Origin of the sequence: Streptomyces scopuliridis RB72, from assembly GCF_000718095.1 — a bacterium.
In the GTDB taxonomy this organism is placed as follows: Bacteria; Actinomycetota; Actinomycetes; order Streptomycetales; family Streptomycetaceae; genus Streptomyces; species Streptomyces scopuliridis.
This window is the reverse complement of record NZ_JOEI01000007.1, coordinates 332,938-356,407: the sequence shown is the minus strand read 5'-3', so window position 1 is coordinate 356,407 and position 23,470 is coordinate 332,938. Positions and strand designations below refer to the sequence as shown.

Sequence of the window (23,470 nt, the reverse complement as noted above, 5' to 3'; positions counted from 1 at the left end):
CTCTCCTCTCCTCGGTCTTCGCGGTCCGTTCCCCGGATGGGCTCTGGTGGTCCAGACCATTACTTGATATCAGTCGCGTCTGTGACAGAAAAGCGCACGGCGGCTCCGCGCATTCCCGAACCGGGCCCCGAACCGACCGCACCCCCGTACGAAGCCCCGTACGAAGCCCCGTACGAAGCCCCGTACGAAGCCCTGGACGGGACAGCCCCGGCCGAGGCGGCTCCGGAAGGGGCCGCCCGTACCCTCTGGAACCGTAACTTCCGGCTCTTCTTCCTCGCCCGTACCGTCGCGCGCTTCGGGGACGGCATGGTGCCGGTCGCCCTCGCCGCCGGTCTGCTGGACGCCGGGTACGGCGCGTCGTCCGTCAGCTTCGCGCTCGGCGCCTGGATGCTGTGCTTCGCGGGGTTCGTGCTCGTCGGCGGAGTGCTGGCCGACCGGTTCACCCCGCGCCGGATGATGGTGCTGGCGGACGGCATACGGATGGTGGGCACGGCGGTGCTGGCCGTCGCCTTCGCCGTCGGCGCGCCCGCGCTCTGGCTCGTGTACGCGCTCAGCGCGCTCAACGGCCTGGGCGCCGCGATCTTCCAGCCGGGGGTGGCGAGCATGCTTCCGCGGCTCGCGCCCGATGTGCAGCGGGGCAACGCGGTGCTGCGGGTCGCGGAGGCGCTGACCGCGATGGCGGGCCCCGCGATCGCGGGCGCGCTGGCCGGCTTCGGCGGGCCCGGACTGATCTTCGGGGTCAACGCCGCCACCTTCGGGATCAGCGGGCTCTGTCTCTTCCTGATCCGGATGGAGTCGGTCGCGCCGGTGGTGACCGGTGAGTCGATGCTGGCCGAACTGATGGGCGGATGGCGCGAGTTCCGGGCCCGGTCCTGGCTGTGGGGGGTCATCGCCGTCTGGTCGGTGTACGGCATCACGGTGCTCGGCCCGATCACACCGCTGGAGGCGGTCGTCGTCACCGAGCGGCACTCCTCGGCGATGTTCGGTCTGATGATGACGGTCGCCGGTGCGGGCAACGTGGTGGGCGGGCTGCTGGCGATGCGCCTGCGGCCGGTCAGACCGCTGTTCGCGGGCACGCTCGCGCTGTTCGGGGTGATCGCGAACGTACTGGTCCTGGCGTACGACGTGCCGGTGCCGCTGCTGGCCGCGGGCTTCTTCACCGGGGGTGTGTCGCTGGCGTTCTGGCTGGTCATGTGGTCGACGACGGTCCAGACGCAGATCCCCGCCGAGGCGCTCAACCGGCTGCACGCGTACGACGTGGCGGGCTCGCTGATCATGCTGGCGGTGGGGCGGGCGCTGGCCGGGCCGGTCGCGGAGTCGGTGGGCGTAAGGGAAGTGCTGGTGGCCGGGGCGGTGATCAATGTGGGGGTGTGCGCCATGCTGCTGGCCGTACCGGCGATCCGGGGCCTGAAGCGCGTGGGGTGAGCGGGCGGTACGGGGCGGTGGCCCGATCCTGGCGAATGCTGGCCGTCGGGCCACTCGTCAGTAGCGTGACGCCCCTTGATGCTGTCTGACGTGCCCCAGACAACCGACCTCTCCGCGCAGCCCGACCCCTCCGCGCCACACGAGCCCCCTGCGCCGCCCACGCCCCCCGTGCCGCCCGCGCCCCGCGCGCCGGGGCGCATTCACCGGGCGTGGTTCGTCGCCGTCGTCACCTTCGTGACGATCATCGGCGCGGCGGCGTTCGCCTCGCTGCCCGGTCTGCTGATCGAGCCGCTGCACACGGAGTTCGACTGGTCGCGCGGCACGATCGGCTTCGCCGTCTCGGTCAATCTCGCGCTGTACGGACTGACCGCGCCGTTCGCCGCGGCGCTGATGGACCGCTTCGGCATCCGCCGGGTCGTCGCCGTCGCGCTCACCATCATCTCGGTCGGTTCCGTACTGACCGTATGGATGACCGCGGCCTGGCAACTGGTCCTGTACTGGGGCGTGCTGGTCGGTCTCGGCAGCGGTTCGATGGCGCTGGCCTTCGCCGCGACGGTGACCAACCGCTGGTTCGTGGCGCGACGCGGTCTGGTCACCGGCATCCTCACCGCGGCGGGCGCCTCGGGGCAACTGGTCTTCCTGCCGCTGCTCTCCTGGCTGGTGGAGCACCACGGCTGGCGCCCGGCCGCCGTCACGGTCGCGCTGGCCGCGCTCGCGGTGGTCCCGTTCGTCTGGCTGCTGCTGCGGGACCATCCGGCGGATGTGGGCCTGCCCGCGTATGGCGCGGAGACGTTCGTACCCAAGCCCGCGCCGGTGACGGGCGCCGCGCGGCGCGCGGTCTCGGTGCTGCTGTCGGCGGCGCGTACCGGACCGTTCTGGCTGCTCGCCGGGACCTTCGCGATCTGTGGCGCCTCGACGAACGGCCTGGTCAAGACCCACTTCGTACCGGCCGCGCATGACCATGGCATGCCGATCACGGCCGCCGCCTCGCTGCTCGCGGTGATCGGTGTCTTCGATGTCGTCGGCACGATAGCCTCCGGCTGGTTCACCGACCGCTTCGAGGCGCGCAGGCTGCTGGCGGTCTACTACGCGCTGCGCGGGGTCTCGCTGCTCTTCCTGCCCATGCTGCTGGCGCCTTCCGTCCATCCGCCGATGCTCTTCTTCATCGTCTTCTACGGCCTGGACTGGGTCGCCACCGTCCCGCCGACGATCGCCCTGTGCCGCGAGCACTACGGGGAGGACAGCGCGATCGTCTTCGGCTGGGTCCTCGCCTCCCACCAGGTCGGCGCGGCGGCGGTCGCCTTCGCGGGCGGTCTGGCGCGGGATGTCTTCGGCTCGTACGACGTGGTCTGGTACGCGTCGGGGGCGCTGTGCGCGGTAGCGGCGCTGATGGCGCTGGTGATCAGGCGTCGGCCGATGGCGGTGGCGGTTTAGCGTGAGGCAGGCCCTAGCGGGACCGACGCGACAGGCCCTGGCGGGACCGGCGCGACAGGGCCTTCGCTATCTTGCGCGCGTCGATCGCCATCTCGCGGAGATTGCCGCTGATCGGGTTGGTGAAGCCCGTGAAGTAGAGGCCCCGGGCCTGCTCCGGGGTACGGCCGCCGTGGGTCACCGGCCGCCCCCGCTCGTCCAGTACGTCCAGATGTCCCAGCAGGTCTTCCAGGGCCCGGCGGTAGCCGGTCGCCGCGATGACGACCTCGGGGGTGATCCGGGAGCCGTCCGCCAGCACGACCTTGTCCGCCTCGAAGGACTCGACCGCCGCCACCGGTTCGACCCGGCCCTCGCGTACCGCCTTGATCAGACCCACGTCCTGCACCGGGATCGCGCCCTCGCGGACCCGTGAGTAGAGGCCCGTCTCCGGGCGCGGCAGGCCCTTCGCCGACAGGTCGGGCACCGATAAACGGGCCAGCGCCCCGGCCGCCCGGTCGACCAGACGGACCGGCAGCCGGCGGACCAGCACGGCGTTCGCCTGCGCCGGCCAGCCCAGCGTGGAGCGGCGCACGATGTGCGGGACGGTACGGACCGCGAGGCGCACCCGCGCCGCGCCGCCCTCGACGAGGTCCACGGCGATCTCCGCGCCCGTGTTGCCCGCGCCGACGACCAGGACGTCCTTGCCCGCGTACGGCCCGGCGTTACGGTACTCGCCCGCGTGCAGCAGCTCGCCGCCGTACGACGCGAGGCCCGGCCAGGACGGCAGCCTCGGCGTGTGGTTGTAGCCGGTGGCCACGACGACGGCCCGGCCGGTCAGCTCCCGGCCGCCGGTCGCCCGCAGCAGCCAGCCGGTCCCGTCGGGGGAGCGCTCGACCCGGGTGACCTCGACGCGGGTGACGATGTCCAGGCCGTGGTGCTCCGCGTACTTCTCCAGATAGCGCACCAGCTGCGCGCGCGGCACCCAGCGCCCGGAGGAACGCGGGATCCGCAGACCCGGCAGGGCCGACATCCGGCGGGTGGTGTGCAGCCGCAGCCGCTCGTAGTGGCGGCGCCAGGAGGCCCCGACCGCATCGGACTTCTCCAGTACGACGGCCCGTACGCCCTGTTCCCGCAGCGCGGCGGCGACGGCGAGCCCACCGGGGCCGGCGCCGATGACGTACACGGGAAGGGTGTTGGCGGGGTCGGAATCGTCGGGCATGAGAGCTGAGCGTAACCGGAACCTCACTTGTTGGGTCTCGGTCAAGATAGGAAATGGGTTGCGAATCGATCACATCCGTCGATTCGTCGGCCGCCGAGGCGACGGAGGCCGACGGCTCTCACGGCCAGAGCAACTCCTGTACCCACAGGCTCCCTTCGCGCCGGTAGCGCAGCCGCACATGCTGTCTGCCCGCGTCGCCCTGGAAGAACTCCACCTCGTCAGGTACGAGCGTGTACGCGGTCCAGGACGGCGCCTCGGTGTCCGGCTCCCGCCGCGCGCGCTCCCACGCCGCCGCGCTCGCCTCCGCCAACTCCTCGGCCGACCGGAGGACTTCGCTCTGCCGCCCGACCAGCGCGGAGGCCAGCGCTCCCGTGGAACGGACCCGCAGATCCGCGCCGCTCTCCTCGGCGCCGGCCGTACGGACCTCACCCCGCAGGCGTACGGCGCGTCCCTGCGCCGCCCAGTAGAAGCCGAGCGCGGCCTCGGGGCGCGCGGCGAGTTGACGGCCCTTGCGGCTGGTCGCGTGCGAGGCGAAGTGCCAGCCCCGCGCGTCCGCGTCATGCAGCATCAGGGTCCGTACGTCGGGCCTGCCCTGCTCGTCGGCGGTCGCGAGCGTCATCGTGTGCGGCTCCGGCTGGCCGGCGGCCACCGCCTCGGCGAACCAGCGGTGGAACAGCGGCAGCGGCTCGTCGGGGGCGTCCGCCGGATCGAACGCGGGCAGTTCGGTGTCCCAGACGGGCTGGGCGCGCAGCAGGGCGCGGAAGGTCTCTTGCCGCCGGTCGTCGTCGTCCATGCGGCCATTCAACCTCGTCCGTATCACTACACTTGGAGTGGTTCGACCCGGAGTGGTTCGAGAGTCGGAGTGGTTCGAGAGTCGGAGTGGTTCGACAGAGAGGGTGGCGACGCTTCATGCGGCAGAACCTGGCGCGGCGCGCGGCGCTCGTGGACGCGGCCATCGAGGTGCTCGCCCGTGAAGGCGCGCGCGGGCTGACCTTCCGGGCCGTGGACACCGAGGCGCGCGTACCCAACGGCACCGCGTCCAACTACTTCGCCAGTCGCGATGATCTGCTCACCCAGGCCGGCGGCCGGATCTACGAGCGGATGCGTCCGGACGACGCGACGATGGCGGCCATGGCGGCGGGACCGGCCACCCGTGAGCGGGTCGTGGAGCTGGTCCGTGAGGTGGTGGGGCGCGTCGCCGCGTTCCGTACGGGCTATCTCGCCCTGCTCGAACTGCGGCTGGAGGCCACCCGCCGGCCCGCGCTGCGCGCGGTGCTGACCGAGCGTGTGCGCACGGATGTCGAGGCCAATGTCCGGCACCATCTGGACGCCGGTCTGCCCGGCGACGCCGATGCGGTCAAGATGATCTATCTGGCCACCAACTGGCTGGTGGTGGAGCAGCTGACGCTTCCGGGGGTGTTCCCGGCGGAGGAGGCGGGTGCGCTGATCGGAGCGCTGGTGGAACGGCTGCTGCCGCCGGCGTGACAGAACGGGGGGAGGGGCGCGCGGTACAGGAGGGGCGCGCGGTACGTACGTACCGTGGCCGCCGGCCCATGCGCCGGCCCGCTTCGGCGGGGTTGCTTCAGATGGAGCGGGTTACTTCGTGGGCTTCTTGCCGGTGACGCCCAGATGGACCAACTGGGCCAGCGTAGGCCGCAGTTCGGCCTGCTTCACGCCCCAGCTCTGGAAGCCCTTCTGATGCGAGGCCACCGAGGCGAGCAGCACGACCAGCGAGCCGGCCAGCGCCGCCGGGCTGATGTCCTTGTCGATCCTGCCCTTGGACTGAAGCTCCTTCACGGACTCCGTGAGGGAACCGGTCACGGAGTTCAGGATCTTCAGACGGATCTTGTTGAACCGCTTGTCGCCCTCCGCCGCGCCCAGATCGACCACCCGGAGGATGGCGTCGTGTTTGCGCCAGAAGTCGAGGAAGCCGTCGACGAGTTCCTCGGACGTCTGCCAGCCGGCCTTGCCGGCCCAGGAGCGGCCGGAGACCAGCGCGGTCAACCCGGCGCCCTCCTTGGCCATTTCCTCGGCGATCTCAAGGACAGCGCCCTCGACGTCCGGAAAATACTGGTAGAAGGTCGCGGGTGACGTGCCCGCCTTGCGGGCGACGTCGATGACTTTGACGTCCCGGTACGGCGAGGAGCTGAGCATCTCGCCGAGGCAGTCGAGCAGCTTCTGCCGCGTCGCCTGCCCGCGTCGACCAGCCACGCGGCCGTCGACGGTGCGCACTTGTCCTGTCATGCAGTCAGCTTACCGAGGGGTGATCCGAGCGCGATTTGGCCGAGTGCAAATGGGGAACCGGCCATCGCGCACAGGGGTCGGCTCATGGCTCGCGGGGTGATTCGGGAGCGGCTCGCGGGGAGATCCGGGAGGCGGACGGCGCAGGTGCGGGCTTGAATAGTGTTATCAACAGCCTGTGGACAACTTCGGTGGATAACTCGGGGTGGCGGCGGGTTCACGCTGGGATAATTCAGCAATTGTTCTATTTATCCCTACGGAAGGAGTCCGGGACATGGACGCATTCGCGGAAGGCACGCCGTGCTGGGTGGATGTGTCACTTCCCGATCTGGAAGCGGGCAAGCGTTTCTACGGAGAGCTGTTCGGCTGGACCTTCGGCCGGGCCAGGGGCATGGAGGACGGGCACTACACCGTGGCGTTCAGCGGCGGGAAGCGCGTCGCGGGCCTCGTCGCCAAGCGGGACGGCCGGATGCCGACCGTATGGACCATCTATTTCGCCACCCCGGACGCCGACGCGCTCAGCGTGCGGATCAGGGAGGCGGGCGGCCAGATGGTGCGGGAGCCGCTGGCCGTCGGACGGTTCGGTGTGATGGCGCTGGCCGCGGATCCGGCCGGCGCGGTCTTCGGGCTCTGGCAGGCGGGCGAGGACCTGGGCTTCGAGAAGACGGGCCTGCCGGGATCCTTCTGCTGGACAGAGGTCTATACGAGGGACAAGGAGCGCGTCGACCCCTTCTACGAGACGGTCTTCGGCTTCCGGGGCAGGGACCTCCCGGGTGACGACGTCGACTTCCGGCTGTGGTCCCCGGCCGGTTCCGAGCCGGGCCCGGGCAGCGCGATCGGCGGGCGCAGCGTCATCACGGACGCGTTCCCGGCGGAGCTGCCCGGCCATTTCCTCAGCTACTTCTCGGTCGACGACTGCGACGAGACGGCGGAGACGGTCGTCCGGCTCGGCGGCCGGGTCACCGCACCGCCGTTCGATATCGACTACGGACGGATGGCGGGGCTGCTGGACAACCAGGGCGCGTACTTCGCCGTCCTGGCCGAGCCGAAGCGTGAGCCGGAGCGCGCGCCGGGGCCGGCGGCAGGGGAGGAATCGGCGACAGGGGCGGAATCCGGGGCGGAATCGGGGGCCGCGGAGGGGGCGGCAGCGGCGGCGGAGCCCGCGCCGGAGCGGGAAGCCGAGCAGGAGAGCACATGAGTGTCCGGATCGGGATGAGACACCCCGATCCGCCCCCGGGTTCGCAACCGCCGCCTCCGACAGGAAGAATCAGGGGGCACGGGGCCGTACCTTTGTGGCCCGTACGGGGAGGTGGCACGCAAGTGGAGCAGCTGACGCAGCACGACCCGAGGCGCATCGGCCCTTTCGAGGTGCTCGGTCGGCTCGGAGCCGGCGGCATGGGGCTGGTCTATCTCGCGCGCTCGGCGTCCGGCCGCCGGGTGGCGATCAAGACGGTACGTACCGAGCTTGCCGAGGACCAGTTGTTCCGGGTCCGCTTCACGAGAGAGGTGGAGGCCGCCCGCGCCGTCAGCGGGTTCTACACCGCTGCCGTCGTGGACGCCGATCCCCGGGCCGCCGTGCCCTGGCTGGCGACGGCGTACGTGCCGGCCCCCTCGCTGGAAGAAATAGTGAATGAGTGCGGTCCGATGCCGGCCCAGGCGGTGCGCTGGCTGGCGGCGGGGATCGCAGAGGCGCTCCAGTCGATCCATGGGGCCAACCTCGTCCATCGCGACATGAAGCCGTCGAATGTGCTGGTGGTGGAGGACGGGCCGCGGGTCATCGACTTCGGTATCGCCTCCGGGGTCTCCAACACCCGGCTGACCATGACCAATGTCGCCGTGGGCACGCCCGCCTACATGTCGCCCGAGCAGGCCCGCGACTCGCGCAGTGTGACGGGCGCCAGCGATATCTTCTCGCTCGGCTCGACCCTCGTCTTCGCCGCCACCGGACACGCGCCCTTCCATGGCGGCAACCCCGTCGAGACGGTCTTCATGCTGCTGCGCGAGGGCCCGGACCTGGAGGGGCTGCCGGAGGAGCTGAGACCGCTCATCGAGGCGTGCATGAAGATGGACGCCTCGCAGCGGCCCTCGCCCGCCGACCTCCAGGCCCAGCTGGCCCCGCATCTCTTCGCCTCGGGCAGTGACGACAGCGGTACGGCGTCGGCGTGGCTGCCTGATCTCGCCACCGCGATGATCGAGCGCCGCCGGGCCGGTGGCCGGGGGCCCGCGCCCGCCGTACGGCACGCCGGACCCGCCGTGGCCGCTGCCGTACCGCCGCGGCCCGCGCACGAGCCGCCGGTGCCCGCGCAGGCGGCCCCCGACTGGGACGCCGCGTGGCGGCCGGGCGGGGCGCGGCAGGGCGCCGGCGGGAACGAGAACCAGCACGCCGGCCGGTCCGAGGCGTCGGCCGCGATGTCACCGCCCGCTCTGCCGCACGCGCCCCGCTCCGCGCCCCCGGACGGCCCGCTCAGGCTGCCGGGATCGCCGGTGCCGATCGGCCCCGGCCCGAGGGTCGCGGACACGCGCGTCGGCGCCGCCGACGCGGGGCCCGCCACCGGCTGGATCCGCCCGCCCGCCGGGCTGAACGGCGCGGAGGCGCCCACCGGCCCGGCGCCCGGCCCGGCCGCTCCGCCGGTACCCTCGCCGGCCCAGCCCCCCGACGGCGCGCCCGGCCACTGGCGGCCCTGGCGGTTCCGGATGTCCAACGACGTCTGGGGCACGCCGGTCGTCGACGGCGATCTGCTCTACGTCACCTCCTTCGAGGTGCACGCGCTCGATGTGGCCAGCGGACGCCGTCAGTTCAAGACCAGGGACGTGGCCTGGGCGATGGCCGTCGCAGGCGGCCGGATCCACGCCTCGGACGGGCCGACGCTGTACGCGCTCGACGGTGCGGACGGCACAGAGCGCTGGCGGCTACAGACGGACGCCTGGGTGTACTCCCTGAAGGTCGACCGGGGCACGGTCGTCACCGGCACGCGCGGCGGCGGCGTCCAGGCGTGGGAGGCGTCGAACGGCGACAAGCTGTGGGAGACCGCCGGGGCCCAGACGGACTTCGAGACCCCGGAGGCCGGGCCCGCGATCCATGACGGCACGGTCTACGTGTGGAAGGACGCCCGGCTGCTGGCGCTGGACGCGCGCACGGGCGCCGAGCTGTGGTCGTACCCCATCGGGGACGCCGCCTCCTGCGGGGGCGTGCCGGTGCGGGTACGGCCCGCCGCAGACGGCCAGTTGTATGTCTCGGCCGGTACGCGCGTGCTCTCCATCGATCTGGCCGGCGGCCATGTGCGCTGGCACTTCGAGGCGCCCGCGGTCTTCCTCTCCCCGCCGGCCTTCGCGCCGGGCCCGGCCGTGACCGGCGGCGGTGTCTACCTCGCGGACTATCTGGGCACGGTGTACGCGCTGGACGCCACCACCGGCAAGGACCGCTGGCGCATCGCGACGGAGTCCCGGCAGTCGATCGAACCGGTGCTGGTGGCGGACGGCAATATCCATGTCGGCAGCGGCAGCGCGCTCTACACGCTGGACGCGGTGACGGGCACGCCCAAGTGGCGCTTCGCGGCGGGCGGCGAGGTCATCGGCGCGCCGGTCGTCGCCGACGGCCGGCTGCACTTCGGCTCGGCCGACCATGTCCTCTACACCCTGGACGCGAGCGGCGGCCAGCTGCGCTGGAAGCTGGCGACCGGCGGTGAGATCACGGGCTCGCCCGTGGCGCGGCGGGGCGTGGTGTACGCGTGCAGCAAGGACCGGTGTGTGTACGCGCTGGACGCGGTGAAGGGGACGGCGACGGGGCGCGGGTCGAGATAGCGCCCGTCCGTCGGTGGTCAGCGCGGCCGGGGCGCGGCGGGCGGTTCTTCGGGCGGCGGTCCCTGCGGCGGGGTGGAGCTCGGGCTCCACGGCTCGTCGGTGACCCGGGGGAGCGACTGGGTGTCGCCGTCGTGCCGGGACCACTCCTCCGGGGGTGAGGACGGCGGCGGCTGGGGCTCGTATGCGTACGGCTGGTATCCGTACGGGTCGTGGCGGTGCCGCGGCTCGTACGGCGGCTGGTACTGGGGCTGCTCGTACTGCTGTGACTCGTATTGCGGCGGCCCGTACTGCGGCTGGTACTGCTGCTCGTACGGGGGCTGATACGGCGGCGGGTGCTGCTGCTGGTACGGGGCCTCGTAGTCGTACTGCGGCTCCGGGCTCCGCCGCCGGGCGCGGTGCCGGCGGCCGCTCATCACCAGCGCGGCCAACAGCAGGACGATCCCGCCGCCGGCGGCGTACGCGATGCCGGTGCCCAGGCCCGTGCCGTTGGCGCTGACGCCGAGACCGTCCGCCGACTGGCCCTGGCGCACCATCCACAGGACCGTGAAGCCGAGCACGGCGAGACCGGCCAGCCCCACGAGCGCCCGCGAGCGCAGCACCACGCCGAACAGCATGACCACGGCGGCGAAGAGGAAGGGCAGCGCGACCGAGACGACGACGGCCGAGCCGTTGCCGGAGATCCCGTTGAACAGGTCGGTGACGGGGTAGTCGCTCCCCTCCCGGCCGTCGTACCAGGGACGGAAGGGGCTGAGGACGGCGGCGGCCGCTCCGATGAGAGCGAGCAGCGAGCCGAGGATGTTGCGGACCATCGCCGGCCCTCCTTCGCGGTGCGTGATCGTGCTCCGCTGGCGACGCTACGCCGCGTATCCGGCCCTCGCCACGCGACCGTCCGGTGCCCGCCACGCCGACGGGGGCGCCGACGGCCCAACTGCTAGGGTGTCGCGCGCGATTGACAGGTTCATGGGCAGGTCAACCCGTGGGCCATCGGGTGAATGAGTACAACGGGGGAGTGACTCAAGCGTGATGCGTCGACGTCTGAAAATCGCGGCGGTACTGGTCGTGGTGGTGCTGGCCCTGACGGGGTTCTCGTCCTCCACGGGCGGCAAGAGCGGCAAGAGCAGGGGGTCGAGCGGCGGCAGCGGCGGGGGTGGCGGCTGCTCCAACTCGAAGAAGAGCAACGGTTCGTACTCGGGCTCGCACTCGAACTCGGACTACGACTCCGACGACGACTACGGCTCGTCCGGCAGCTCGTACGACGACCCGACGCCCACGGCGACGGCCGGCGCCGAGGCGCGGATCGTCACCTGCGTCAGCAGGGCGAAGGGCAAGCGGAAGGCCGTCACCTACGCGACCGTGCAGGTCTCGGCCGCACCCGGTCTGACGGACACGTACGAGGTCGACGTGACGTTCGAGGACGCGTCGGGCTCGGTCGTCGACTTCGGCGACACGCAGGTCGAGCTGGACGGCAGGGGGGGGGGGGGGGGGGGGGGGGGGGGGGGGGGGCCCCCGCCCCCCGCCCCGCCTCTTCGTGCGTGGTCCGCCTCAGGTCGCGTGCACGTCCTGAGGGGTGACGACGACGGGAGTGTCGCCATGGTCCTGAGGGGCGGCCGTTATGTGGCCGCCGGCCGCGAGGGCCGGCGCCGCCGAACCCGCGGCCGCCGCGGCTGCCAGAGCCGTGGTGACCAGAATGCGCTTGACGAGTGTCATCTCAAATCCTTTACGGCAGGGATTCTTGAAGCGTAGGCGCGTCGGCCGCGCTCGCAGTGGTGATATCCGGACATGCCACGACCGCGACGGCCCCCCCTCCGCGCCGCCGCGGTCGTCACCCCCGTCGAAGAGGTCTGATTCAGGCAGGTTCACCAGTGGCGTGGATGTCGCCCTGAGTGGTGGCCTCGCCGCCTGTGGCATGGATGTCCTTGACGGTGTTCTCGCCGCCGGTGGACGTCGCGTGGATGTCCTTCGGCTTGAGTACCGTCTCGTCCTTCTGCTTGTCACCCATGATCGATATCTCCCCTGTTTTCCAACATGTGCCTTATGGGCTGGGAGATGTCCGTCCGACAGCTCCCCCGGAAACCGTCGGACGGACACCTCGGGGACCGTTCACCGTGGTGCGCCGGTCCGTGTCGTTCCGTCTGCCCCCCGATACGACGACCCGACGTGAACCAGAGTGGCGGGTGGCGATAAACGAACGATGAACGTCCCACTGGGGCCGGGGATCACGCCGGGGATCACGTCGGGGGTCGCGCCGGGAATCAGGCCCGGGATCACGCCGCGGCGGCCGGTGACAGCAGCGCGCGTACGTCCGCCGCCTCGGGCGAACCGAGGTCCTCGTAGAGGGACAGCGCCTCGCGCCAGCAGACCTGGGCGCGGCCGGTCTGCCCGATGCCGTGCAGCGCCCGGCCCAGGACCGTGAGCACGTTGCCGCGCCGCCACTCCCCGCCGATACCGCGCAGGACCGTCAGTGCCATCTCGGCGTTGGACGCGGCCTGTGCCGGCTTGTGCCCCTCCAGATCGGTCTCGGCCAGCCGGCAGAGCGTCATGCCCTCCCACAGCCGCTGCCTGCTGTCCCGGAAGACGCCCAGCGCCTCGTGGAGCCGCTGGGCGGCGTCGCCGAGCTGCCCGGCCTGGGTGAGCGCGAGCCCCAGCGCGTAGCGGCCGTTCGCGCCGCGCAGGGAGTGCCCCAGGCCGTCGTATATGTCTATGCCCTGCTGGGCCAGGGCGACGGCGCTGGACGTACGTCCGGTCGCCAGCCGGATGCGGGAGAGGTTGCACAGGGCGCTCGCCTCACCGGCGCGGTCCCCCGCCGCCCTGAACCGTTCAAGGGAGCGCGTCAGATACTTCTCGCCCTCGGCGTGCCGGCCCTGGAAGAGCGCGATGACGCCCCGGGCGTTCGCGGCCCAGCAGCTGGGCAGCGGGTCCTGTGCCGCCTCCGCGAGCCGGTGCGCCTGTCCGGCCTCCCCGTCCGCCTCCTCGAAGCGGCCCACCAACTGGTGGACATTGGCCAGAACCACCAGGGCGCGCGCCTCGGCCCGCTGGTCGCCCGCCGCGTGGGCGGCCTCCCGCAGGACGGCGGCGGCCTCCTCGTACTGCTTGGAGTTGGCGCCGGACTCGGCCAGGTCGACAGAGGCCCAGAGGAGATCCACCGAGCGGCGCAGCGTCCGCGCGCCCGAGCACTGGCGTACGAACGCCAGCAGGCAGTTGGCCTCCGCGTACAGCCAGTCCTGCGCGTCGTGCCGGTCGGTGAAGGACAGGCCCTCGTACGACGTCGGCTCCAGGTGGTCCACCAGGCGGTCCCCGGGGCGCTCCAGGGCGTACACGCTCGCGGCCGTCGCCAGATAGAAGTCCAGCAGCCGCGACAGCGCCGCCTCCCTCTCCGAGGGCGGCTGTTCGTCGCGTTCCGCGCAGGCACGGGCGTAGAGGCGGACCAGGTCGTGGTAGCGGTAGCGGCCCGGCGCCGCGGATTCCAGCAGGGAGGTGTCGACCAGCGATTCGAGCAGGTCCTCGGTGTCGTGGAGCGGCAGGTTCAGGACGGCCGCCGCCGCGGCCAGCGAGAGGTCGGGGCCGTCGGCCAGGCCGAGCAGGCGGAAGGCGCGGGCCTGGGCCGCGTCCAGGGCGCCGTAGCCCAGTTCGAAGGTCGCCTTGACCGCGAGGTCGCCCGCCTGGAGTTCGTCCAGCCGGCGCCGCTCGTCGCCGAGCTTCGCGGCCAGGACCGAGACCGTCCACGTGCGGCGGGCCGCCAGCCGGGACGCCGCGATCCGGATGGCCAGCGGCAGGAAACCGCACGCCGCGACGACATCCAGCGCCGCCTTGCGCTCGGCGCCGACCCGCTCCTCGCCGACGATCCGGGTGAAGAGCTGAAGCGCCTCCTCCGGCGACATCACATCGAGGTCGACCAGATGCGCGCCGGCCAGATCGACCATCCTGACCCGGCTGGTGACCAGCGCCGCGCAGCCCTCCGTACCCGGCAGCAGCGGGCGGACCTGTGCGGCGTCGCGGGCGTTGTCCAGCAGGACGAGGATGCGCCGGCCGTCGAGCGTCGAGCGGTAGAGCGCGGAGCGGTCGTCGAGGGAGTCGGGGATCGCGGTGTCGGGCGTGCCGAGCGCCCGCAGGAACGAGCCCAGTACGTTCTCCGGCTCCGCGGCCCGGGTGCCCGCGCCCTGGAGGTCCACGTACAGCTGGCCGTCGGGGAAGTACGTCCGCGCTGCGTGCGCGACATGCACCGCCAGGGTCGTCTTGCCGACGCCGCCGATGCCCGCGAGCGCGGAGACCGCCATCACGGACCCCTCGACCGTGGACAGCCGCTTGCCCAGCTCCCGTACGAAGGAGACGCGGCCGGTGAAGTCGGGCACGGTCGCCGGGAGTTGGGCGGGGCGCATGAAGGTGTGCGCCGGCACGGACTCCTCGACGGGGCGGGCCAGTTCGGCGTCCGCCTGGAGGATGCGCTGCTGGAGCTGGGCCAGTTCGGGACGCGGGTCGACCCCCAGGTCCTCGGCGAGCAGCCGCCGCGTGTCGGCGTAGACGGCGAGCGCCTCCGCCTGCCGGCCGCTGCGGTAGAGCGCCAGCATGAGCAGCTCGCGCAGCCGCTCGCGCAGCGGATGCGCGGCGGTCAGCACGGTCAGTTCGGAGACGGCCTCCGCGTGGCAGCCGACCTCCAGGTCCAGATCGAGCCGGGTCTCGGTGAGCTGGAGGCGCCACTCCTCCAGCCGGGCGCGCTGTGTCTCGGCGTACGGGCCGGGTACGGAGGCCAGCGCCTCGCCGTCCCACAGCCCCAGCGACTTGTTGAGCAGCGCGCGGGCCTGGTTGCGGTCCCCGGCGGCGCGGGCCTTCTCCGCGTCCGTGGCCAGCTCCTGAGCCACGTTCAGATCCAGCAGATCCGGCCGGTTCCGTACCGCGTAGCCGCCCGCCTCGGTGACCAGCACGCCCGGGGAGAGCTTCTTGCGCAGGCGCGAGGCGTAGGTCCGTACGGCGGCCAGCGCCTGCGAGGGCGGTTCGACGCCCCAGAGCGCGTCGATGAGTTCACCGGCCGTGGCGGTGCGTCCGTCGCGCAGCAACAGGGCCGCCAGCAGGGCGCGTTGCTGCGGCGACCCGGGCGGCACCGGCTCGTTGTCGCGCCACGCGCGCACCGGTCCGAGCACGCTGAAGCGCAGCTCGCCGGAGTCACCCGGCACGACCGGAGCCCGCTGCTCCGGTACGCGCGGCCCGCCGTCACGTTCCATAGCTCCCCCTGCCCCTGCCACTGCCGGTATCGCCCTCGACAGTCTGCCTTGTCGGCGGCTGCGCGTCAGCAGTGAGTGGGGGTCTGCACAAGCCCTCGACAGGATCGGGACCGCCGGTGACTCATACGACACGGAGCGCAGGACTCCAGTTGACTACTGGGTGTTGGTATGACGGTGACCGTGCTGGTACGGAAGATGAGGAGGCAGCGGCCATGACCGATGTGATCGTGGTGGGTGCCGGTCCGACCGGGTTGCTGCTCGCGGGGGATCTCGCGGTCGCCGGACACTCCGTGACCCTGGTCGAACGCCGCCCGGAAGCCGCCGGAAATCTCACGCGCGCTCTCGCCGTCCACGCCCGCACACTGGAGCAGCTGGACGCGCGCGGGCTCGCCGACGAGCTGGTGGCGCGCGGATATCCGGTACGGGAACTGCGGCTGCTCACGCGGACGGCCATTGATCTGACCCGGCTGCGCAGCCGCTTCCCGTACGTCCTGGTTGTCGGACAGTACGAGGTGGAGCGACTGCTCGAACGGCGCGCCCGCGAGGCGGGTGTCACCTTCCTGTACGACACCGAGGTGACCGGCGTACGGCAGGACGACGGCGGTGCCGGGGTGGAGGTGCGGGTCGGGGGCGCGGACGCGGAGTCCGGGTCCGAGTCCGGGTCTGGGTCCGGGTCTGGGTCCGGGTCTGGGTCCGAGTCCGGGTCTGGGTCCGAGTCCGGAGCCGGGGAAGGGCAGTCCCGTACGCTTCGCGCCTCCTACGTCGTCGGCACCGACGGCGCCTCCAGCACCGTCCGCCGCTCCCTCGGGCTGCCCTTCCCCGGCTCCGCCGTCATCCGCTCGATGGTGCTGGCCGACGTCCGGCTGACCAGGACACCGCCCGCCCCGCTGATGGCCAACGCCGAGGGCGACTTCTTCGCGCTGATCGGCTCGTTCGGCGACGGCTGGTACCGCGTCATGGGCTGGAACCGCGACCGGCAACTCCCCGACAGCGCGCCCGCCGATCTCGACGAGGTACGGGAAGCCGCCCGGCAGGCGCTCGGCTCCGACTACGGCATGCACAGCCCTCGCTGGATCTCGCGCTTCCACAGCGACGAACGGCAGGCGCCGCACTACCGCGTGGGGCGCGTCTTCCTCGCGGGCGACGCCGCGCATGTCCATTCCCCGGCCGGCGGCATGGGCATGAACACGGGTCTTCAGGATGCCGCGAACCTCAGCTGGAAGCTGTCGGCCGTGCTCGCGGGACGGGCGGGCGACGCGCTGCTCGATACGTACGACACGGAGCGCCACCCGGTCGGCGCCACGGTGCTGCGTGCCAGCGGGGTCATCATCCGGCTCGCGCTGACCCGGTCCGCCCCACTGCGCGCCCTGCGCTCGGCCGGCTCCCAACTACTCGCCCGCGCACACCCGTTCAGCGACCGCGCGATGCGCATGGTCACCGGCATCGGCATCGCGTACCCCTCCCCGCGCGGCGCCCACCCCTTGGTCGGCAGGCGCGCCCCCGATCTGGCGCTGTCGTCGGGGCGGCTGTACGAGGCGCTGCGCGCGGGCCGGTTCGTGGTGGTGGGACCGCGTGGGGACGCAGGCGTACGGTCGGTGGTGCCGGGCGACGGGCCGGTGCTGTACGCCGAGTCCGCGCGCAGCGCCACGCGCACGCTGCTCGTCCGGCCCGACGGCTATATCGCCTGGGCGGCCGACCGCCCCGACCCGGCTGGCCTGAGCGGCGCCCTCGCGGAGTGGGCGGGACTGCCCCGGTGACCGCGTCCCTGGTCCGCTGACCCTCTGGCGAGAGGAAGACCGGCAACGGGCCGCCGGTGGCCCGTAGCCGGTCCCGTCCGTCAGTCCGGGATCGCGCCGCGGGGGCGTCCGGCGTCGGCGGCGAGTGTGCGAGCGACTTCCATCACTGTCTCGCGGCGGCGGGCAAGGGCGGCCTGGTCGGTCTCCTCGTCCAGGACCATGCGGCACGTCCCGGGCACCACGAAGTTCCAGGCGATCAGTCCCATGAGGGTGAACAGCAGGTCCTGGGCGGCGTGGACGCGTGCGTCTTCGGGGAGGTGGCGGGCCATGCCTCCGTCCACGAGCTGGTGAGCCTTCCCGCGAAAAGCGTCACGGCGCTCCCACTCGTTCTCGTCGGGTCCGCCACACGCCTCCAGTGCCTCCCACAACTGCAGTCTGATCAGCTCCGGGTGGTGTTGGAACCAGTCGAACATCTGCCCGGCCGACTCGGCTGCCGCGTCGGGATCGGTGGAGAGGGAGATGCGGACATCCGCCAGTTTCGCCCGCAGGACGGCGGCGAACAGCTTCTCCTTGCTCCCGTAGTACAGGTAGATGGCCTGCTTGTTGGCCCTGGCGGCTGACGCGATCCGGTCGACCCTGGCGCCCGCCAGGCCGCGCTCGGCGAACTCGGCAGCGGCGGCGACGAAGATCCGCCGTCTGGTGTCCTCCGCGTCGTAGGCCATGGCTGAATTAAACCATCCGGTTGACTCCGCTCCCCCCGAGCGGCAGTATCGATCCCACTAAAACAACTAGATGGTTTATTTCCTTCATCGGAAGGCTTTCCCATGAGCACTGCGACTCCCATCCCTGTCCGTTCGCCGCTGCCGAGCGCCCTCGACGGTACGACCGCCGTCCTCGTCGGCGGAAGCTCGGGCATCGGGCTGGCGGCGGGCGTTCTGCTGCGTTCGGTCGGCGCCCGCGTCGTGCTGGTCGGCCGCGACCCCGACCGGCTGAAGGCCGCCGTCTCCCGGGTGCGCGGCGCGAGCCCGGCCGAAGGTCCCGACGACGCCGTGCTGGGTGTCGCGGGCGACGCCGGTGACGAACAGACCCTCGACGAGGCTTTCGACCGGGCGGGCCGGGTCGACCATGTGCTCGTCACCGCGGGTGGCATCAGCGGCACCGGTCCCGTGACCGAGCTGTCGGTCGACGACATCCGCACGACCTTCGACTCCCGCCTCCAGGCGGCCTTCACCGCCGCCCGCAAGGCGGCGGCCCACCTTCCCGCGGGAGGCTCGCTCACCTTCAGCTCGGGAATCCTCGTGCTCCGCCCCGTTCCCGGAATGACCGCCCCGCTGTCGGTCGTCGGCGCCGTGGAGACCCTCACGAGGGCCCTCGCCGTGGAACTCGCCCCCGCACGCGTGCGCGTGAACACCGTCCGCTTCGGCCGGGTCGACACCCCACTCCTGCGCTCGCGGCCGGGGCTGGACTCCGACGACGCGATGGCCGCCGCCGGCTCGACCGCCCCCCTCGGCCGCTTCGGCACCGCCGAGGAAGCCGCCGCCTCGGCTCTCTTTCTCATGGCCAACAACTACGTCACCGGCCAGGTCATCACTGTCGACGGCGGCGAAACCCTCAGCTGACCCCGACTCCCACCAGCTGAGCGCACCGGCACCGCCCTGCGGATTCATGACGAACTGCTCGCGCACCGGCCGGAGAAGCAGGTCTCCCTCCTGGTGAACCCGCAGGCCGGGAACGGAAAAGTGAGGGCACTGTACGAGTCATGGGGCTACGAGACGATCAGCGAGCAGCAGCCCTCCGCCGACGGTCCTGTCCTCACCGCCATGCTGCGCGCCATCCGCAGGACCACACCGGCTTCGAGTGCCGGTTCTCCGGAGTAACCGCAAGCAGCGGGCGAACGTGCGTCGTCGGAGGGCCGCTGTCACTGTGGGCCGTCCCGGAAGAACCCGCTCCTATTCCGTCGTGCCGAGGAAGATCGGGTTGGTGAAGGCCGCGAGTGCGCCCGGGAGGCCCGGGGTCTTCGGGGCGTGGCGTACCTCCGCGCGTACGTAGGTGGCGTAGGCGGCGGTGGTGCGCCATTCGACCGTGCCCGTGCCGGAGTCCGGGAGCGTGGCCGTGTGGAGGGTGCCCTGGTCGGTGACGATGTGGGCGGTGCGGCCCGGGGCGCCGGTGACCTCCAGGCGTACCGTCACCGGTTCGTCCAGGCCGACGCGCAGCCGGTCGCCGATGCCCGCGTGCTTGCCCCGGCCGCCCGCCGCGTCGAAGGCCAGGGAGACCGACGAGGACTCGGCGACATAGCTGTGGCCCGCGCGGATGCCGGCGAGGATGGCGTCGCGGGAGAGGTCCTCGGCCAGGACGACGGTCTGCGGGGTGCCGATGGGGTCGGGGTCGCGGTGGGAGTCGCTGCTGCCCATCGCGGGGGTCCAGGGGCGGCCCGAACGGGCCGCGGAGACCAGGGTGTTGTCCCAGTCCGCGAGGGAGACCTCGTCGTCGACCGTGTACGGGCCGTTCCAGACCTCCACCGCGTCGGCGTCGGCGAAACCGAACTTCCAGTTGCAGCCGATGCAGGTGGCGTGCGGATGGGCGGGGACGACCAGACCGCCGGCGCGGCGGATCTCGCGGGCGTAGTGGCCGAAGCGGTTGTCGCGGGCGCGGTAGCGCCAGTCGATGAACGTACCGCCGTCCATGCCCAGCGCCACGACGTGCCCGTTGCGGGTGGTGACCTCCTCGCCGGTGAGGATCAGCAGGTCGTCGCCCCACAGGCCGTCCCAGGCGCTGTGCGCGGAATGCGTGTTGTGCTCGCTGGTGTTGATGAAGTCGAGGCCCGCGGCCCTGGCGAGCGCGGCGATCTCGGCGGGCGTGCGCCTGCCGTCGGAGTGGACGGAGTGGATGTGGCAGTCACCGCGGTACCACGCCCGGCCGCGCCCCTTGGCACGCTCCGGCGGGTACACGGGCTTCGGGGTCTCGCCGGCGGCGCCGAACTTCAGCGTGATCGTCACCTCGTACGCCAGGCCCTGCGGGGCGACGGTGTACGGGCCGAGCGCGATGTGCCAGGTGCCCGCGTTCACCGGGCCCGGGACGTAGCCGGGGGTGGCCGCGTCGGCGCGCAGGAAGAACTCGGTGCGGGCGCCGCCCGACCAGCCGCGGAAGCCCTTGCCGCCGAGCCGCGTGCCGCGCTCGTCGAAGATGCCGATGTCGAGGGCGTTGCCCTGGGTGCCGGCCGGCATGGCGGGGCGCTCGTAGGAGTAGGCGACATGGATCTCGCTGACCCCGCGCGGTACCTCGACGGGCAGGTGGACGAAGTCGGGGGAGCCGGGCGGCAGCGTGCCGCGGACGGTTCTGGTCTGGTCGCCGGTCTGTCCGCCGCCGCTTTCGGCAGCCGACGCGGCGCTCGCGAAGCTCACGGTACTCAACGTAAGCGCGGCGGCGGCTCCCGTCACCAGAAGACCTCGTCGGGCGATCGCGCTGTCGTGGCGGGCGTCGTGGGTGTCGTGGGTGTCTGCGTGGTCCTTGCACATGCCGGCGGCTCCCAGGGTGCCGAGAGGGACAAGTGGCCACAGACGCGACCACCCGTTTCGTGCGTTCGAACTCTGGTATTGAGCCGTGAACCAGGAGGCAAGGGAAGGGTGTTGGCGAATGGCCGAGAAGAGTCCAGAACCTGGACGCGTACGGGACGACCACGTCCGGAGTCCCGTGTCGTGGCAGGCCACGGCACCGAACGTATTCTCGGAGGATGACGACGCGCGTGCCTGAGGAACCCGGAACAGGACGACCGACGACCCCCCGGCCCGCCGGAGAGCGGACCGGACGACCGGAACGACCGGCACCACCGGAAGCACCGGCGGCCCCCACCGCCAACGCCCTGCGGCGTGCGCTCAAGCGCGCGCGGGACGGGGTCGCGCTGGATGTCGCGGAGGCCGCCGTGCTGCTCCAGGCGCGCGGCGACGACCTCACCGACCTCGCCGCGTCCGCCGCGCGGGTGCGGGACGCGGGGCTGGCGGCGGCCGGACGGCCCGGCGTCATCACGTACTCCCGCAAGGTCTTCATCCCGCTGACGCGGCTGTGCCGGGACAAGTGCCACTACTGCACCTTCGTCACCGTCCCCGGCAAGCTGCGCCGCGCCGGGCACGGCATGTTCCTCTCCCCGGACGAGGTCCTGGAGATCGCGCGCCAGGGCGCCGCGCTCGGCTGCAAGGAAGCGCTGTTCACGCTCGGCGACAAGCCCGAGGACCGGTGGCCCGAGGCCAGGGAGTGGCTGGAGGCGGAGGGGTACGACGACACCCTCGCGTACGTCCGTGCCATGGCGATCCGCGTCCTGGAGGAGACCGGGCTGCTGCCCCATCTCAACCCGGGCGTCCTCTCCTGGACCGATCTCCAGCGGCTCAAGCCCGTCGCGCCCAGCATGGGCATGATGCTGGAGACCACCGCGACCCGGCTGTGGTCCGAGCCCGGCGGCCCGCACCACGGCTCGCCGGACAAGGAGCCCGCCGTACGGCTGCGGGTGCTGGAGGACGCGGGCCGCTCCAACGTCCCGTTCACCACCGGCGTGCTGATCGGGATCGGGGAGTCGTACGAGGAGCGCGCCGACGCCCTCTTCGAGCTTCGGCGCGTCCAGCGGGCGTACCACGGCATCCAGGAAGTCATCGTCCAGAACTTCCGCGCCAAGCCGGACACCGCGATGCGCGGGATGCCGGACGCCGAGCTGGAGGAACTGGCGGCCGCGATCGCCGTGACCCGGCACGTCCTCGGCCCCGCCGCCCGTATCCAGGCCCCGCCCAATCTTGTCGACGGCGAGTTCGCGCTGCTCATCGGCGCGGGCATCGACGACTGGGGCGGTGTCTCGCCCCTCACGCCCGACCATGTCAACCCGGAACGCCCCTGGCCGCACATCGACGAACTGGCCGCGCGTACCGCCGAGTCCGGCTTCGCGCTGCGCGAGCGGCTCACCATCTACCCGGAGTTCATCGCGCGCGGCGAGCCCTGGCTCGACCCGCGGCTGATGCCGCACGTACGGGCGCTGGCCGACCCGGAGACGGGCCTCGCCCGCGAGGACACCCGGCCGGCCGGGCTGCCCTGGCAGGAGCCCGACGAGGGTTTCACCGCCACCGGCCGTACGGATCTGCACCGCACGATCGACACCGAGGGCCGCACCGCCGACCGGCGCGACGACTTCGACGAGGTGTACGGCGACTGGGAGGCGCTGCGCGAGGCCGCGGCCCCCGGCATGGTGCCCTCCCGTATCGACACGGACGTACGGTCGGCCCTCGCGCAGGCCGCCGACGACCCGACGAGGCTCACCGACGACCAGGCGCTGGCGCTCCTCCACGCGGACGGCCCGGCGCTCGACGCGCTGACCCGGATCGCGGACGAGCTGCGCAAAGACGTGGTCGGCGACGACGTCACGTACATCGTCACGCGCAATATCAACTTCACCAATGTCTGCTACACCGGCTGCCGCTTCTGCGCCTTCGCGCAGCGCCGCACGGACGCCGACGCCTACACCCTCTCCCTGGACCAGGTCGCGGACCGCGCCCAGCAGGCGTGGGAGGTCGGGGCCACCGAGGTCTGCATGCAGGGCGGGATCCACCCGGACCTCCCCGGCACGGCGTACTTCGACATCGCGCGCGCCGTGAAGGAACGCGTCCCCGGTATGCACGTCCACGCCTTCTCCCCGATGGAGGTCGTCAACGGCGCCTCGCGCACCGGTCTGTCGATCCGCGAGTGGCTGACGGCGGCGAAGGAGGCCGGACTCGACTCGATCCCGGGCACGGCGGCGGAGATCCTCGATGACGAGGTGCGCTGGATCCTCACCAAGGGCAAGCTGCCGACGGCGACCTGGATCGAGGTCGTCAAGACCGCCCATGAGCTGGGCATCCGGTCCAGTTCCACGATGATGTACGGCCATGTCGACCAGCCACGGCACTGGCTCGGCCACTTCCGTACGCTCGCCCGGATCCAGCAGGAGACCGGCGGCTTCACGGAGTTCGTGACGCTCCCCTTCATCCACACCAACGCCCCGGTCTATCTGGCCGGCATCGCCCGCCCCGGCCCGACGGACCGCGACAACCGCGCGGTCATGGCGATGGCCAGGCTCCTTCTGCACCCGCACATCACCAATATCCAGACGAGCTGGGTGAAGCTGGGCACGGAGGGCGCGGCGGAGATGCTCCGGTCCGGTGCGAACGATCTGGGCGGCACGCTGATGGAGGAGACCATCTCCCGGATGGCGGGCTCCAGTTACGGTTCGTACCGCTCGGTCAAGGACCTCGTCGCCATCGCGGACGCGGCGGGCCGCCCGGCGAAGCCGCGTACGACGCTGTACGGCGAGGTCCCGGAGGAGCGGGTGCGGGCGGCGGCGGCTTCGGACGGACATCTGCCGGAGCTGCTGCCGCTGCTGGCAGACTGAGCGAGCGAGAGCGGAACGG

18 protein-coding genes are annotated in these 23,470 nt (G+C 72.1%); 9 read left to right on the top strand and 9 right to left on the bottom strand.

All coding sequences use genetic code 11. The features are described 5' to 3' along the window. Positions 1-81: 81 nt before the first annotated feature. Complete coding sequence (locus IF11_RS0110620) at positions 82-1,425, top strand: MFS transporter (RefSeq protein WP_425315189.1); 1,344 nt, start codon at positions 82-84, stop codon at positions 1,423-1,425. A gap of 78 nt (positions 1,426-1,503) precedes the next feature. Next, positions 1,504-2,859, top strand: a complete 1,356-nt coding sequence (locus IF11_RS0110615) for an MFS transporter (RefSeq protein WP_037727433.1) — start codon at positions 1,504-1,506, stop codon at positions 2,857-2,859. Positions 2,860-2,872: 13 nt separating this feature from the next. On the opposite strand, the gene IF11_RS0110610 is transcribed toward IF11_RS0110615, so the two are convergent. Together IF11_RS0110610 and IF11_RS0110605 are read right to left on the bottom strand one after the other, a co-directional pair. Further along, positions 2,873-4,054 (bottom strand): flavin-containing monooxygenase, encoded by a 1,182-nt coding sequence (locus IF11_RS0110610; RefSeq protein WP_030351259.1) that lies wholly within the window; start codon positions 4,052-4,054, stop codon positions 2,873-2,875. Positions 4,055-4,172: 118 nt separating this feature from the next. Next, positions 4,173-4,847 (bottom strand): pyridoxine/pyridoxamine 5'-phosphate oxidase, encoded by a 675-nt coding sequence (locus IF11_RS0110605; protein WP_030351258.1) that lies wholly within the window; start codon positions 4,845-4,847, stop codon positions 4,173-4,175. 116 nt (positions 4,848-4,963) lie between these two features. Between IF11_RS0110605 and IF11_RS0110600 the strand changes: the two genes are divergently transcribed. Then, positions 4,964-5,539: a TetR/AcrR family transcriptional regulator gene (locus IF11_RS0110600; protein ID WP_030351257.1), complete on the top strand. Its 576-nt coding sequence runs from the start codon at positions 4,964-4,966 to the stop codon at positions 5,537-5,539. A gap of 111 nt (positions 5,540-5,650) precedes the next feature. On the opposite strand, the gene IF11_RS0110595 is transcribed toward IF11_RS0110600, so the two are convergent. Next, positions 5,651-6,298: a TetR family transcriptional regulator gene (locus IF11_RS0110595; RefSeq protein WP_030351256.1), complete on the bottom strand. Its 648-nt coding sequence runs from the start codon at positions 6,296-6,298 to the stop codon at positions 5,651-5,653. A gap of 271 nt (positions 6,299-6,569) precedes the next feature. Here IF11_RS0110595 and kbpA point away from each other — a divergent pair, with 271 nt between their 5' ends. After that, positions 6,570-7,493 (top strand): AfsK-binding protein KbpA, encoded by a 924-nt coding sequence (gene kbpA / locus IF11_RS0110590; RefSeq protein WP_063759152.1) that lies wholly within the window; start codon positions 6,570-6,572, stop codon positions 7,491-7,493. A 122-nt stretch (positions 7,494-7,615) separates the two neighbouring features. Then, positions 7,616-10,096, top strand: coding sequence for a protein serine/threonine kinase AfsK (afsK, locus tag IF11_RS0110585; RefSeq protein ID WP_030351254.1), 2,481 nt, complete (start codon positions 7,616-7,618; stop codon positions 10,094-10,096). 17 nt (positions 10,097-10,113) lie between these two features. Here afsK and IF11_RS0110580 read toward each other — a convergent pair whose 3' ends face one another. From IF11_RS0110580 to afsR, 4 genes are all read right to left on the bottom strand, one after another. After that, entirely contained in the window at positions 10,114-10,905 is a 792-nt protein-coding gene (locus tag IF11_RS0110580) for a hypothetical protein (protein WP_030351253.1), read from the bottom strand. A gap of 733 nt (positions 10,906-11,638) precedes the next feature. After that, positions 11,639-11,803, bottom strand: coding sequence for a hypothetical protein (locus IF11_RS40805; protein ID WP_157848428.1), 165 nt, complete (start codon positions 11,801-11,803; stop codon positions 11,639-11,641). Between the two features lie 139 nt (positions 11,804-11,942). Continuing rightward, positions 11,943-12,095 carry a hypothetical protein gene (locus tag IF11_RS41250; RefSeq protein WP_165840619.1) on the bottom strand — a complete coding sequence of 51 codons (153 nt, stop codon included), beginning with the start codon at positions 12,093-12,095 and terminating at the stop codon, positions 11,943-11,945. Between the two features lie 265 nt (positions 12,096-12,360). Continuing rightward, a complete protein-coding gene (gene afsR, locus IF11_RS0110565) occupies positions 12,361-15,312 on the bottom strand; it encodes an SARP-family global regulator AfsR (protein WP_030351251.1) in 2,952 nt (983 codons plus the stop codon). 212 nt (positions 15,313-15,524) lie between these two features. Here afsR and IF11_RS0110560 point away from each other — a divergent pair, with 212 nt between their 5' ends. Next, on the top strand, positions 15,525-17,069 hold the full coding sequence (locus IF11_RS0110560; RefSeq protein ID WP_051745757.1) for an FAD-dependent oxidoreductase: 1,545 nt from the start codon (positions 15,525-15,527) through the stop codon (positions 17,067-17,069). Positions 17,070-17,149: 80 nt separating this feature from the next. Here the strand turns inward: IF11_RS0110560 and IF11_RS0110555 are convergent, their stop codons facing one another. After that, positions 17,150-17,770, bottom strand: coding sequence for a TetR/AcrR family transcriptional regulator (locus IF11_RS0110555; RefSeq protein ID WP_030351249.1), 621 nt, complete (start codon positions 17,768-17,770; stop codon positions 17,150-17,152). 102 nt (positions 17,771-17,872) lie between these two features. Here IF11_RS0110555 and IF11_RS0110550 point away from each other — a divergent pair, with 102 nt between their 5' ends. Both IF11_RS0110550 and IF11_RS43155 read left to right on the top strand, forming a co-directional pair. Beyond that, complete coding sequence (locus IF11_RS0110550; protein ID WP_030351248.1) at positions 17,873-18,667, top strand: SDR family NAD(P)-dependent oxidoreductase; 795 nt, start codon at positions 17,873-17,875, stop codon at positions 18,665-18,667. A gap of 120 nt (positions 18,668-18,787) precedes the next feature. Then, the gene (locus IF11_RS43155; protein WP_157848427.1) at positions 18,788-18,925 is read left to right on the top strand and encodes a hypothetical protein; all 138 of its coding nucleotides are present in this window, start codon (positions 18,788-18,790) and stop codon (positions 18,923-18,925) included. A gap of 72 nt (positions 18,926-18,997) precedes the next feature. On the opposite strand, the gene IF11_RS0110540 is transcribed toward IF11_RS43155, so the two are convergent. Then, positions 18,998-20,563: a CehA/McbA family metallohydrolase gene (locus IF11_RS0110540; protein WP_030351246.1), complete on the bottom strand. Its 1,566-nt coding sequence runs from the start codon at positions 20,561-20,563 to the stop codon at positions 18,998-19,000. A gap of 227 nt (positions 20,564-20,790) precedes the next feature. Here IF11_RS0110540 and IF11_RS0110535 point away from each other — a divergent pair, with 227 nt between their 5' ends. Further along, on the top strand, positions 20,791-23,451 hold the full coding sequence (locus IF11_RS0110535; RefSeq protein ID WP_276311261.1) for a bifunctional FO biosynthesis protein CofGH: 2,661 nt from the start codon (positions 20,791-20,793) through the stop codon (positions 23,449-23,451). Positions 23,452-23,470 lie beyond the last annotated feature (19 nt).